A 12243-nucleotide genomic window follows, 5' to 3' on the forward strand; every position below is an offset into this window, starting at 1 on the left:
CCCCGCCGCAGCTTTTTTGCTCTTTGTGCTTTTTACCTGCTTAAAGAAGCAGCTAGAGTCCTCCTATTTGGACAACAAGTAGGCGTCCCATCTGCCGGACGCAATTACTAAATCACCTAACCATTCGGCGCATTCCGGAGTAAATAAGCCGCGCGGCATCCGCCATGTCCAGTTTTTCCCCAATGTAGACGGCTCGTTCATGCGAGCCTCTGCACCCAGTGCATACAGGTCTTGGAACGGAATAACGGCAAAGACCGCCACGGAGAAAAACGCTTGCTTAATCAGTTCGGCACATAGGTCGTCTTTAAAGGCAGCAGCTTGCAAGACTGTCCCTTCGTCTGCAGGTTGCCCCGTTGCGGGGGTATTGCATTGCACTGCAGTACCGTCAGTCGAAAACAGTTCGTCGAGCAATTCGGCGGCAGGTCTTTCACCGTAGAGGTAGAACAGCAGTACTTCAAAATCATCCCGTGAGAGTGTGTCGAGCCATGCCCGCAATGTAGTGTTGTCATGAGTACCGGTGTACACGACAGCGTTTTGCGTATACCGGTGCGGTAAAAAGGCATCGGTAAAGCCTATTTCCCGTACCTCTGCGGCGCTAAAAGCAAACTGTAAGATTTTCATTCCCGGCAAATGGAAGTCGTCGCGGAGACGCTCCACCTGCGGGGTAATAACCCCAAGGTCTTCGGCAATAATCGGCAAACCTTTGGCATATTCGCTGTTCTTTTTGAGTAGGACGCGCTGTACCGCTTCAAAAAAATGATGATCGGGGCCGGGCAGCCATTCGCCTTTTTCCGCAGTCGGAGCGCCGAAGGGTACCGCCCAATACGCTTCAAAACCACGGAAGTGATCGATACGAATATAATCGACGAGTTCCAAACATGCGTCAATGCGGTCAATCCACCAGCGGTATTTATCAGCTTTCATTGCATCCCAATTATAGAGCGGGTTTCCCCACAGCTGCCCCGTTGCGCTAAAATAGTCGGGCGGTACCCCGGCGACTACCGTCGGTATACCGTTTTCATCAAGCTGAAAGAATTTTTGATTTGCCCATACATCAGCTGAATCCGGAGCGACAAAAATCGGTATATCCCCAATAATCGAAATTCCTTTTTCATTTGCATATCGGTGCAGCTTCTGCCATTGCTCAAAGAAGAAATACTGAATAACCGTATACAGCTCAATTTCGTGCCGATGTTCCTGCGCCCAACGTTTTAATGTCTCCATGTCGCGGCAGGCAAGGGCTTTCGGCCAATAGTTGTTCCACAGTTTTCCTGAAAGCCCTTCTTGTGCAGCCTTTGCATCATATACTTCTTTAATCGACATAAACAGCGCATACTCACCAAGATGTTTTCTCCTTTTACACCGCCGATAAGCTTCCTCCAGTTCCGCAGCGTCCGGCGCATCGCCTTTTTTAATCTTACCAAGAAACGCCGAGGCCGCTTTTTTTAAAAGCGGCAGTTTCCAGTATACCACCGAGCCGAAGTCAATATTACCATCTGTAGAGAGGTATTCCGGCAGCTTAATATCATCGGCAGTCAAATATCCTTGCTCCGAAAGTGTTTCCAAGTCGATCAACAGCGGGTTCCCGGCAAAGCTCGAAAATGCCGCATAAGGAGAATCCCCGTAACCGGTCGGACCGAGCGGCAGTACCTGCCATAGTCGTATATGCGCAGAGTGAAGCCAATCGATAAAGTTATAGGCGGTTTTGCCTAGTGTGCCAATCCCTTCATTACTCGGAAGTGAAGTCGGATGGAGCAGTATTCCTGCAGAACGGTTTAAAAGTTTTTGACTCATAATATCTCCTAAAGCATCCATTAATATTCACCGGAAAGCAGCGTTACGGTAAATAATTCTTTCCCGTTTTTATCTTTATAAATATAAACCACTGTAAGACCGTCCGCTCTTACCTGCGACACCGATTGATTCGTTTTTAGTTTTTCTTTTAATGTATTTTCAGTTGACGCCTGTACAACAGCCCAAAGTTGCGTATCCATATCTTCATATACTGCACCGGAAAAGAGATAGGTATAGGCAAGCGCATGCCGTACCTCATCGTATTCAAGTTTTGTAAGAGTCGTTTCTCCATCAACTTTTATCGGGCACTGCTTTGTTACCCCTTCTGCCATAGCGCGATATACATCGGTTTTCGTATGTATATTTTCGGCAGATGCAGGCAGTTCTTCTTTTACTTTCGCAGCAGTATTAGCTGTTTGACAAGCGGTAACATACGCCAGCCCTACGGTTATAATAGATAATACGATAACCTGTTTTATATTTTTCCGGACTTTCATATCGAGTCTCCTAACTAATTGTTGTATTAAAAATACTTTATCACATCTCCCCATTTATGAAAAGGCAATACATCGGCGGTCGATACTATTCAGGTAAATTGAAATATAAATAGAAATAAAGCGTATGAAGGTCAGTTTAAGGGTTATCAGTCAATATGCAGAAATCAGATAATTAGATAAAAAAAAATTTATTCGTGCGGAGAGTTTAATACCCCGACGCTCGCGTCGGGGTTGTTGATTAGATGGGCGGACACTAATAGGCCTCTCTAAAAACTCCAATTTTTAGAGAGGCCTAAGAATCGCCTTAGTTTGATTTTATGGCAATTTGCCGGCGAGGAGCAATCTCCTTACGCGGTATATTAACGGTCAACACCCCGTTTTTAAACGATGCTTCAACCTTGTCTTGGTCTATATCCTCAGGCAACGTAAACCGTCTGACAAAGCGGCGCTGTGTGCGTTCGCGGATCAGGAATTGTTCACCATTCGGTTTTTCTTCCTTTTCCTTTGTTTCCTCATGGTTGGAAGCAACCGTTAAAACACGCTCTTTTAAATGAACGGTAACGTCTTTTTCCGTATAACCGGGAAGGTCAATATCCATAATATAAGCATCGCTTGTTTCGCGCACATCAACAGTCGGATAAGTCGCATTTGCCAACGGACTGAAAACTCCGAAATGAGGGCTATCGTGATTTAAAGTGTCAAGAACAGAGTCCGCAAATAAGGGATTAAAAATACTTAATGAGTTCATAGTTTTCCTCCAAAAGGCTTGTAATAGTAGGGCTTTTATAAAGTCCTTGAAGTTTTTCAACTTCACTTATTATAAAGCAACAAATGTGCCAAGTTATACCAAGCAATTTTCAAACTTTGTGAGGACTTTTGGAGCCTTCCTATGATAAAAACAGGCAAAATGACGCTGTTTTTGAGAATTTTCGATATGGGACTTCTATTTTGACGGCTGCTTATTTCCCGATTTTGATTATACTGTATCATTTTGCATGGCATATTGGGTCAATATTTCCGACGTAAACCAATAAGTGTGTTATTATGACACACCTTCTTTTACTGCATCATAAGTATTATGGGCATCTCTAAAAACTCGGTTAGATTTTTAATTTTTTTTATTAAAAATAGAAAAAATAGGTTATACTGTTTTCTATTCAATTTGTTTCTTGACAGACAAAAAGTATCGGATTATGGTAGTGCTCTTTACACCCAAAATTGATGTAAACACCATCTTAGTCCTATAGATAGAGCCGGAGGCGGATATGAACGTAACCGATTATCTTACTGAATCCGAATGGAAAAAAGTAATACATTTTTCCGAAAAACTTGAAACACCCTGTGTGGTTATCAATTTGGATCGAATTAAAAAAAATTACCTTGAATTAAAAAATTTCTTTTCTACTGCAGATATTTACTATGCGGTAAAAGCGAATCCTCACGAAGAAGTTTTAAAACTGCTTATTGAGTTAGGAGCCAATTTTGATATTGCCTCACGCTATGAGCTTGATAAAATACTGGCTTTGGGGATTAGCCCCGATCGGCTTAGCTACGGGAATACAATTAAAAAAGCGAAAGATATTGCCTATTTTTATGAAAAGGGTATCCGGTTATTTGCTACCGACAGCAAAGAAGATTTAAAGAATCTTGCAAAATATGCGCCGAAATCGCATGTCTATGTCCGCATCTTGGTTGAAAATACCAACAGTGCCGACTGGCCGCTTTCCCGTAAGTTCGGCTGCCATCCCGATATGGCTTACGATCTCTGTATTTTGGCGAAAGAACTGGGGCTTATTCCGTACGGTATTTCATTCCATGTCGGCAGCCAGCAGCGGGACATCGGACAATGGGACGATGCTATTGCAAAGACAAAGTATCTGATGAGCTCGCTTGAAGAAGAAGAAGATATTGAACTTAAAATGATTAATATGGGCGGCGGTTTTCCTGCCTCGTATGTGGTGCCCACCAATGAACTTTCCGAATATGCAAGCGAAATTAACCGCTACCTTGATGACGACTTCGGCGATGAACGACCGCGTATTATCTTGGAGCCGGGTAGGTCGATGGTTGGTAATGCAGGGGTTTTGGTTACCGAAGTTATCACCGTTTCACGCAAGAATAATACGGCTTTGCAGCGCTGGGTTTACGTTGACGCCGGCGTATTTAACGGATTGGTAGAAACGCTTAACGAAAGCATCAAGTATCCTATTATAACCTCAAAAGATACAAATTGCAGCAAACGCGGAGAGGTGATCCTTGCCGGGCCGACCTGCGATAGTATGGATATAATGTACGAAAAATATAAATACCAGCTTCCGATCAATCTAAAACCCGGCGACAGAGTGTATTTTCTCAGCGCCGGCGCATATACGGCAACGTATGCATCCGTAGAATTTAACGGCTTTCCGCCGCTTAAAACCTATATTATGAAAAATGAAAAGAAAGGGGACTGAACATTTTTAACATAAGGGCATCTCCAAGCACTCTGCCGGATTTTTAGAGATGTCTGATACAAAAAAAAACGGCACAAAGAACATATCTTTGTGCCGTTCATACCGTATGCTATATTTTACGGTTATTTTGCGAAACGCTCGCCGAATTCTTTACACTTTTTCTGTGCTTCTTCATCGGGATCATCATAAGCGATGAGACCTTCTTCAAACACATCGGCTCCATCTCTTTTAGCACGTTCTACCCATGTCTGCATCCACTCGCCGTCCGCCCATTCATAAGAACCGAACAACGCGATTTTGCGTCCTGAAAGCTTATTTTCGATAGAAGCAAAGAACGGTTCAAATTCATCAGGCTCCAGCTCTTCCGAACCCATGGCCGGGCAGCCGAAGGCGATTTTATCATAACTATCTAATTTGTCCGCACTGAACTGGGAAACAGGGAATAATTCAGCCTCTGCTCCGCCCGCTTTCAGTCCTTCCATAATGCACTGCGCCATTTTTTCGGTATGACCGGTTCCGCTCCAAAATACTACTGCAACTTTTGCCATAGAAAACTCCTTATAAGGTTTGATGAGAATAATATAGGCATTATTCTGTTGTTAGGCAACACAAACAATCTCAAAGATAGTCATGCCGCTCTTTATCTGTAAAGCAAAACGCTCTTTACATTCGGTATATCGATGGAACACTTGTAATGCTTGCTCCGGATTGCTGTACACCTTCCAGTATCCGCAAAGCAAACAATTTTGACCGCCCGTTTTTACATATTGCATTACATCCTCGGCCGGATAGCCTAAAAAAAGGCCGATTTCATGCGGAAAGCTATCCCTGCAATGCCTGTTCCGTGTCCCTATTAAAACAGACATCCGTTCTTTTAACCGCATAATAATCGCATCAAGACCGTTTTCCGGCTGATAGCCGAAAGACTGTAACGCTGCTGCTACCTGCGGCTGAAAACAAAAACGGGCAAGTAAATCCTTCCGATACACTAAAATTTGTGCGCGGTCTTCGCATACGCAAAGCGGCATAAAGTATATTCCTTGCCCGTTCAGCCGCCGGTTATAGAGACGGCACCATTGGATATCGGCGCTGGGAAACGATACGAGGTTTGCCGGTTTAATTCCTGCCAAACAGGGTGCCGCATGGCGGGCAAGAGCTGCTTCAACGTAAGCGTGCGGTAACATATCATTATTATGAGCATAGAACTTGAAAAATGTCAACCTCGAATAACTGGATTATATCCGGAACTATCAATAGCAATTAATTAGTGTCGAAACAAGCTATAAAAGACTTCTAAAAGTTAATCGAGTTTTTAAATTTTAAAGATGTCCATATATCTTTAAACGGTTTATAAATAAAGGTATAATGCGAATACATACTAAGCATAAAAATCCGGAGGTACGGCGACTATGAAATTTATTATGGACGAAAGTTTGAAAGCGCTTGGGATTAAAAGCATTGTGATTGGAATTGCAAAAAATGTAGATCCGCAGGCACCATTATCGGATTCATTTTTGAAAAAACAAAAAGAGATGGAAGAATGGGCATTAAAGTGCGACATTGATGAAGTATTCAATCATCCGGTTATTCAGGGATATACGGATATGCTGCAAAGCGTTGGACGCAGTATCAAAAAATATATGCCGACCGTTCCGGCTCTTATCCGAAATATTCAGCACCGCGGCTCCATTCCGCACATCAACAGCGTTATCGATATTTATAATGTCGAATCCTTACGTTCGCTTTTGGCAATAGGCGGACATGACCTTGGGAAGGTAGACGAACCGATAGAATTTGCCGTCAGTAAAAAGGAAGATGTATTTCTCCCTATCCTGTCTACGGAAAAGCATGTTGCCAAGACTGATTACATGTACCGTGACCTCAAAGGCATTATGGCGTGGCTGGATGTCCGCGACGGAGAAAACTATAAATTTGATGACGGAACAAAAAACGCAATCTTTATTATTCAGGGGAATGCCAATACTTCCGTAGAAATGCGTGTAGAAGCGCTCAAGCGGATTCAAAGCGATTTGGCGGAGTGTATGCCTCAGTTGGAATTTGAAATACAAGTTATCGAAGGATAGCGCAAATAAAATCTAAGGGAACTTCTAAGAACTAAAGTTTTTAGAAGTTCCTTCATGCTCCTTAATTGTGAATCATCTGCTTCATACATAGACAAGACCTTTTCTCTATAGGCTCATCATCGTTGTTCCACTGTGCCTGTTTTTTGACTATTCTTAAAGAAATTTAACCGAAATGCTTGAAACTTTGGCTTTTGTTATCGGTTTGATTTTTACTCTTGTTGTATCGATAGATGGATATGTTTAAGATGGATATATTTAAAACCAATAGAGAACCTCTAAAACGGATCCGTTTTTTAGAAATGTTCGTAAAATACCATTTGGAGTAAGAAATGAAAGAAAAGTTAGCTCAATACCGTGCGTTAATTGAAGGAGAAACCGATATCATTGCGGTAATGGCAAATACAAGTGCTTTTATTATGGAAAATATTTCCGGCTTAAATTGGGCGGGTTTCTATAGGATGGAAGACGACGGTTTGGCACTTGGTCCGTTCCAAGGGCGGCCTGCCTGTTATCGGATTGAACAAGGAAAAGGTGTTTGCGGACACTGCGCTGCAAATCGAAAAAGCATCATTGTTCCCGATGTCCATGCGTTTCCGGGGCACATTGCCTGCGATTCGGCCAGTAAAAGCGAGCTGGTCGTGCCGGTTATTCACCACGGCACATTGTTCGGGGTTATCGATCTTGATGCCCCCGAATACAATCGGTTTACCGATGAAGATAAGCTTTTTATTGAGGGCATTGCCGAAATATTTTCTCAAAAGCTGTAAAAGAAAACTTCTAAAAATTCACCAAAGTTTTTGAGATGTCCAAAACACGCTGCAAGGAGCTATTCCAGTTATATGAAAAAATATGTTTGTGCAGCAACGCTTTTATTTGCTGCTTTTACCCTTTTTGCTCAAACGGGAACGGATTCCGTTCAGGATTCTGTGTATCAAAGACTTTTGCAGTATCGAATTGAACACGATAGTAATTACCGGCAGCTTCAAATGCAAGCGGAAATTGCGGCTAATAAAGCCGAAAAAACAAAAACGGAATCGCTGATAACCACGGAAGTCGGCAGCGGAAATACGCAGGTTCTCCTCAACAGCGATGCTGACAAGCGAGGCGTTACCACTGAGCCGTACGCAAATATCGCATTGCCTTCGTACAATAATACCGGTATAAAGGTCAGTGTGCCGTACAGTAAAATAGGCCAAAGGCAAGAAACGGGAGCCGAGGTTTCCGTATCGACCGATATTTATTCCAAGAATGCGGAAGCAAAAAAATACACGCTTAATCTTGCGCAATCCGCTGCAGAGCAAGCTCAGCGGGCAAAAGAAGAAGGCCTTGCACTTACCGAGAAGCAATTCCTTCAAGATATTCAGCGGCTTTTGGACGATTATACAACGCTGCTCGATAAAGAACTCAGTGAAGTAAAAGCGGAAATTCAATATAATCAAATAAAGAGTCAAGGATATGCTGACAGCTCAACTAAAATGCGTACGGCAAATTTGGAGCTATTAGGTGCAAAACGGGAACACCAAAATGCCGATTTTAACTTTTCCGCATCGTACCGTGTGTTTGCGGAAAGCTGCGGCATCACAACCGATGAAGACCCCCGAACATTTTTAACTTCGCTCTGGAATTCTCTGCCGACACAAAAAGCTGCGGATATCGAACAATATCCGCAATCGGCGTATAAGCCGTTGGTTGAAGCGGAACGGCAGCATACGCAAAATACCGTTAGGAGGGATATTGAACTGTCTCCGTTTTCCATTAGTGCCGATGCAGGGTATAAGCTGCGTAATACGAAAATAGGCGGCGGTTCGGCAACAAATGAGCATTCCGTCTTAGGCGGCTTGAATATACAATTTCCCGGCGGAAAAGCATATACCGGCGTCGAAGTTCCGCTTTCCGATCCTAAAAGTACGGCGATTAAACTTTCATTCAGTTGGAATCCTTTTTCGATTAAAACTCGGAAGCTCGATAAAAAAAATGCCGAATTTGACGATGCCATTGAACGGCTTAAAATTGAAGATGCAAAGGAGCAGTATCAAACACAGCTCCGTACCAATAAAATCTCCAATGAACAAATGACATGGCAGCAAACGGCTACCGCCGATGAATTGAGCATCTATAAGCAAAATGCCGATGACCATGCTCAATGGTACCGCAACGGCATTATCAGTAGAGTCGAAAGCATGCAGGCAGAGCTTGAATATAAAAAGGCGGAAGCCCGCTATGCAAAGGCTAAAGCCGCCGTTATGATTTTCAATATCGATACGGCGCTGCTGTTTGAGAAGCAGTAAAATCAACAACCCCGACGCGAGCGTCGGGGTATTAAACCCTCCGCACGAATAAAACAATGCGGGTGACAATACAAACGAAAAGATACAATTTTGATATATATTGTTATGGATAATTACGGAGGATGGTATGGGAGTAAATGAACAGCCGCTGACGGCACGGCAAAGAAAATCGCGGAGAACAAGAATTACTGTAATAATTGTTTGCGTCCTTGCGCTGTTCTGTATATGGTATTTTTTTCTTAAACCTAAGAATCAGCAAAGTGCCGGTTTGGCTCCTTTAACCGTACGGAAAGAGATCGAACACAATCAGATTGAAATTTCCGGTTATATTGAGGCGGCACAAACGCAGGTATTGGAAGCGCCGGGAGAAGGGTTTGTCGAGCAGGTATTGGTAACGGAAGGCGATAGAGTAAAAAAAGGAGCACTGCTGTTTGCACTTGATACCGATCAACAAAGCTATAATGTTGCGCAGCATGCGTTTGCAATAAAGCAGGAACAAATAAACGGGGCGTCGCAAAAACTGAGTCTGATGGAACAGGAGCAGCGGCTTTTGGAAAAACAGCTTTCCGACCGTAAGGTGTACGCAAAATTTGACGGTATTGTCGCCGCGTTGACCATTTCGCAAGGGCAATATGCAAAAGCTAAAGATACGTTCGGCACACTGATTGACCGCAGCTTTCTTAAAGCTACGGTAGAAATTGCCGAAAGCGATGCCTCCCGGCTTGCGGTCGGACAAAAAGTCGATATGACATTTCCCGCCGAACCGGATATTAAAGTACAGGCGGAAGTTATCTCTTATCCGTCGATTGCACGGCTTACCAGTCTCGGCCGTACTGTTGTAGATACGCTTATCCGTCTTGATAACCCTCCCGAAAAAATTTTGCCCGGTTATTCTTTTAACGGAACCATTGTAACGGGACCGGATTCGGAAGCGCTTATAGTGGAACAAGACGCTATCCGGTATGTAGAGGGCAAGCCGTTTGTGGATAAAATCGACGGCAATACGACACAGGAGATTGCGGTAACCGTCGAATCCTATACGAAGGGGTTTGTTAAAATTATCTCCGGCGTGCAGGAAAACGATGTACTGAAAAATCAGGCAAAGATAAATAGCAACAATAGACGTCCGTAGGGGGCACAATGAAAACAGGAATGATTGTATCCCTTGATTCGGTTGTAAAAACTTTTTTTATGGGCGAAAACGAAGTGCATGCGTTACGCGGGGTTTCTTTCGACATACCGGAAAGAGGCTTTGTGTCGCTGATGGGGCCGTCCGGTTCGGGGAAAACCACGTGCATGAATATGATCGGGTGTCTTGACCGTCCGACGGCAGGAGCAATCTATGTTGACGGGGAAAACACCGCCGAAATGAGCGGAAAAGACTTAGCCCTACTACGTAATAAGACCATCGGCTTTGTCTTCCAGCAATATTTTTTGCTGCCGACCCTTACCATTCTCGAAAACGTGATGCTTCCGCTCCGGTATCAGGGTATCCCTGCTTCCGAGCGGAAAAAACTCGCCGCCGAAGAATTGGATAAAGTGGGGTTGAGCAACCGGCTCAAGCATCGGCCGAGCGAGCTGTCGGGCGGACAAAAGCAGCGTGTTGCCATTGCTCGCGCCCTCGTAACTCGCCCGAAATTAATCCTTGCCGACGAACCTACCGGAGCGCTCGATTCCGAAACGGGGCAGTCCGTACTCGACCTTTTTTTCGATATTAACAGGCAGGGTACCGCAGTCATCATCGTTACTCACGATCCCGACATCGGTGCAATGGCACCCCGCTCCATCCATCTTAAAGACGGAAAAATCATCTCCGACATGGCGGATACGAAGGCGCATACAACTGATACGGCAAATATGGCGGATACGGAAACGCATGTAACCGACACGGCGGAAGGCGCACATGTTTGAAGATATTCTTTCTGCCTTGCAGAACTTCCGGCACAATAAAATGCGCACACTTCTTTCGCTTTTAGGAATTATGATCGGTGTGTGCTCCGTTGTTATTACGATGAACTTGAGCAGCTCGCTTGAAGCGAGCGTTGCACTGGTGTTTAAGGATTTAAGCAGCTCGATTCTGACGGTTATGCCTCATTCGCGCCGAAACCGTCCGCTTACGATGAATCAACAGTATGCGGATGTACTGCAAGAAAAGATACCGGAAATAAAGCAGGTCTTTTTTATGGATGGTGTTAATGCGACGGTCATGCGCGGGAGTCTGAGCGCCGGTACAAAAGAATGCCAAGGTGTGGATTACGGCTATTTTGAAGCAAATAAATGGGAGCTTGAATACGGAGAGCCGTTCAGCATTTCCGATTTTATGACCGGCGCACGGAAAGTGATTATCGGAGAAGACATTGCAAAAGGCTTATTCCCTGAAGGAAATGCTGTCGGAAAAACCGTCTCGCTGTCGATTAACAACGGGGATTCCGCCCCCTTGCTTTTTACTTGTACGGTGAGCGGCGTACTTAAAACAAAAAACTCTTTTTTCGGGCAAATACAGCAATATATTATTTTACCGCGTGCTTTTTTAGTACGCCAGCTTGGGCATAAAAATGAAGGTTCACGGATGGCCGTAGAGGTTTACGAAACCGTTACGGATTTTACTGCGGTAGAAACCGCTATTGAAGAAGTGTCCGCCGAATTCACAAACAATAAAAATGCCGTACGGGTTTTTTCGGCAGCGTCCATGCAGCAGCAAATACAGGGGAATCTCGCAATGATTTCCGCGGTATTTTCCGGCATTGCGGCGCTTTCGTTGCTGATAGGCGGCGTGGGTATTATGAATATCATGCTCGTTACCGTGGCGGAGCGGCGGCAAGAAATCGGTATCAGAAAAGCAATCGGCGCAACGACGGGGGCAATTCTTTCGCAATTCTTGACGGAGTCGGCAGCCATCAGTATCGTCGGCGGAGGTATCGGACTCGCCGGAGGTTTTTTAATCAGTTTTGTAGTCATTACGCCGGTGCTGCAATTGTTTTCGGGTGGGAGCGCCATCATGCTTAAATTCAATATGCAGGGAGCGCTCACCGCATTTCTTATTTCAGCCGCCGCCGGTATTTTCTTCGGATTCTACCCCGCATGGCAAGCCGGCAAACTCGATCCCGTCAAGGCGCTGGAGGAATAA

12 protein-coding genes are annotated in these 12243 nt (G+C 44.4%); 7 read left to right on the plus strand and 5 right to left on the minus strand.

The window, feature by feature from the left end:
- Positions 1-63 precede the first annotated feature (63 nt).
- The 3 genes from malQ to HMPREF1222_RS07070 all read right to left on the minus strand — a co-directional run bounded on the left by malQ (position 64) and on the right by HMPREF1222_RS07070 (position 3039).
- Positions 64-1794, minus strand: a complete 1731-nt coding sequence (gene malQ, locus HMPREF1222_RS07060) for a 4-alpha-glucanotransferase (protein ID WP_016518820.1) — start codon at positions 1792-1794, stop codon at positions 64-66.
- Positions 1795-1814: 20 nt separating this feature from the next.
- A complete protein-coding gene (locus tag HMPREF1222_RS07065; RefSeq protein ID WP_016518821.1) occupies positions 1815-2291 on the minus strand; it encodes a hypothetical protein in 477 nt (158 codons plus the stop codon).
- 304 nt (positions 2292-2595) lie between these two features.
- Positions 2596-3039: an Hsp20/alpha crystallin family protein gene (locus HMPREF1222_RS07070; protein ID WP_016518822.1), complete on the minus strand. Its 444-nt coding sequence runs from the start codon at positions 3037-3039 to the stop codon at positions 2596-2598.
- A gap of 517 nt (positions 3040-3556) precedes the next feature.
- Between HMPREF1222_RS07070 and HMPREF1222_RS07075 the strand changes: the two genes are divergently transcribed.
- Positions 3557-4744: a type III PLP-dependent enzyme gene (locus tag HMPREF1222_RS07075; RefSeq protein WP_006188229.1), complete on the plus strand. Its 1188-nt coding sequence runs from the start codon at positions 3557-3559 to the stop codon at positions 4742-4744.
- 122 nt (positions 4745-4866) lie between these two features.
- Here HMPREF1222_RS07075 and HMPREF1222_RS07080 read toward each other — a convergent pair whose 3' ends face one another.
- Together HMPREF1222_RS07080 and HMPREF1222_RS07085 are read right to left on the minus strand one after the other, a co-directional pair.
- Positions 4867-5292, minus strand: coding sequence for a flavodoxin (locus tag HMPREF1222_RS07080; protein ID WP_006188231.1), 426 nt, complete (start codon positions 5290-5292; stop codon positions 4867-4869).
- A gap of 51 nt (positions 5293-5343) precedes the next feature.
- The gene (locus HMPREF1222_RS07085) at positions 5344-5928 is read right to left on the minus strand and encodes a DUF3793 family protein (RefSeq protein ID WP_006188232.1); all 585 of its coding nucleotides are present in this window, start codon (positions 5926-5928) and stop codon (positions 5344-5346) included.
- A 225-nt stretch (positions 5929-6153) separates the two neighbouring features.
- Between HMPREF1222_RS07085 and HMPREF1222_RS07090 the strand changes: the two genes are divergently transcribed.
- The 6 genes from HMPREF1222_RS07090 to HMPREF1222_RS07115 all read left to right on the plus strand — a co-directional run bounded on the left by HMPREF1222_RS07090 (position 6154) and on the right by HMPREF1222_RS07115 (position 12243).
- Entirely contained in the window at positions 6154-6828 is a 675-nt protein-coding gene (locus HMPREF1222_RS07090; protein ID WP_016518823.1) for a B3/B4 domain-containing protein, read from the plus strand.
- 329 nt (positions 6829-7157) lie between these two features.
- Entirely contained in the window at positions 7158-7595 is a 438-nt protein-coding gene (locus HMPREF1222_RS07095; RefSeq protein ID WP_016518824.1) for a GAF domain-containing protein, read from the plus strand.
- Positions 7596-7667: 72 nt separating this feature from the next.
- Positions 7668-9116, plus strand: a complete 1449-nt coding sequence (locus HMPREF1222_RS07100; protein ID WP_016518825.1) for an HlyD family secretion protein — start codon at positions 7668-7670, stop codon at positions 9114-9116.
- 127 nt (positions 9117-9243) lie between these two features.
- A complete protein-coding gene (locus HMPREF1222_RS07105; RefSeq protein ID WP_016518826.1) occupies positions 9244-10248 on the plus strand; it encodes an efflux RND transporter periplasmic adaptor subunit in 1005 nt (334 codons plus the stop codon).
- Positions 10249-10256: 8 nt separating this feature from the next.
- Positions 10257-11027: an ABC transporter ATP-binding protein gene (locus HMPREF1222_RS07110; protein WP_016518827.1), complete on the plus strand. Its 771-nt coding sequence runs from the start codon at positions 10257-10259 to the stop codon at positions 11025-11027.
- Complete coding sequence (locus HMPREF1222_RS07115) at positions 11020-12243, plus strand: ABC transporter permease (RefSeq protein ID WP_016518828.1); 1224 nt, start codon at positions 11020-11022, stop codon at positions 12241-12243. Before HMPREF1222_RS07110 ends, HMPREF1222_RS07115 begins: the two co-directional genes overlap by 8 nt.

This window comes from Treponema vincentii F0403 (assembly GCF_000412995.1).
Taxonomy (GTDB): domain Bacteria; phylum Spirochaetota; class Spirochaetia; order Treponematales; family Treponemataceae; genus Treponema; species Treponema vincentii.

Bases quoted from the DNA above. Each gene is read 5' to 3' on its own strand.
- malQ (WP_016518820.1), bottom strand. From the start codon at position 1,794: ATGAGTCAAAAACTTTTAAACCGTTCTGCAGGAATACTGCTCCATCCG.
- HMPREF1222_RS07065 (WP_016518821.1), bottom strand. From the start codon at position 2,291: ATGAAAGTCCGGAAAAATATAAAACAGGTTATCGTATTATCTATTATA.
- HMPREF1222_RS07070 (WP_016518822.1), bottom strand. From the start codon at position 3,039: ATGAACTCATTAAGTATTTTTAATCCCTTATTTGCGGACTCTGTTCTT.
- HMPREF1222_RS07075 (WP_006188229.1), top strand. From the start codon at position 3,557: ATGAACGTAACCGATTATCTTACTGAATCCGAATGGAAAAAAGTAATA.
- HMPREF1222_RS07080 (WP_006188231.1), bottom strand. From the start codon at position 5,292: ATGGCAAAAGTTGCAGTAGTATTTTGGAGCGGAACCGGTCATACCGAA.
- HMPREF1222_RS07085 (WP_006188232.1), bottom strand. From the start codon at position 5,928: ATGTTACCGCACGCTTACGTTGAAGCAGCTCTTGCCCGCCATGCGGCA.
- HMPREF1222_RS07090 (WP_016518823.1), top strand. From the start codon at position 6,154: ATGAAATTTATTATGGACGAAAGTTTGAAAGCGCTTGGGATTAAAAGC.
- HMPREF1222_RS07095 (WP_016518824.1), top strand. From the start codon at position 7,158: ATGAAAGAAAAGTTAGCTCAATACCGTGCGTTAATTGAAGGAGAAACC.
- HMPREF1222_RS07100 (WP_016518825.1), top strand. From the start codon at position 7,668: ATGAAAAAATATGTTTGTGCAGCAACGCTTTTATTTGCTGCTTTTACC.
- HMPREF1222_RS07105 (WP_016518826.1), top strand. From the start codon at position 9,244: ATGGGAGTAAATGAACAGCCGCTGACGGCACGGCAAAGAAAATCGCGG.
- HMPREF1222_RS07110 (WP_016518827.1), top strand. From the start codon at position 10,257: ATGAAAACAGGAATGATTGTATCCCTTGATTCGGTTGTAAAAACTTTT.
- HMPREF1222_RS07115 (WP_016518828.1), top strand. From the start codon at position 11,020: ATGTTTGAAGATATTCTTTCTGCCTTGCAGAACTTCCGGCACAATAAA.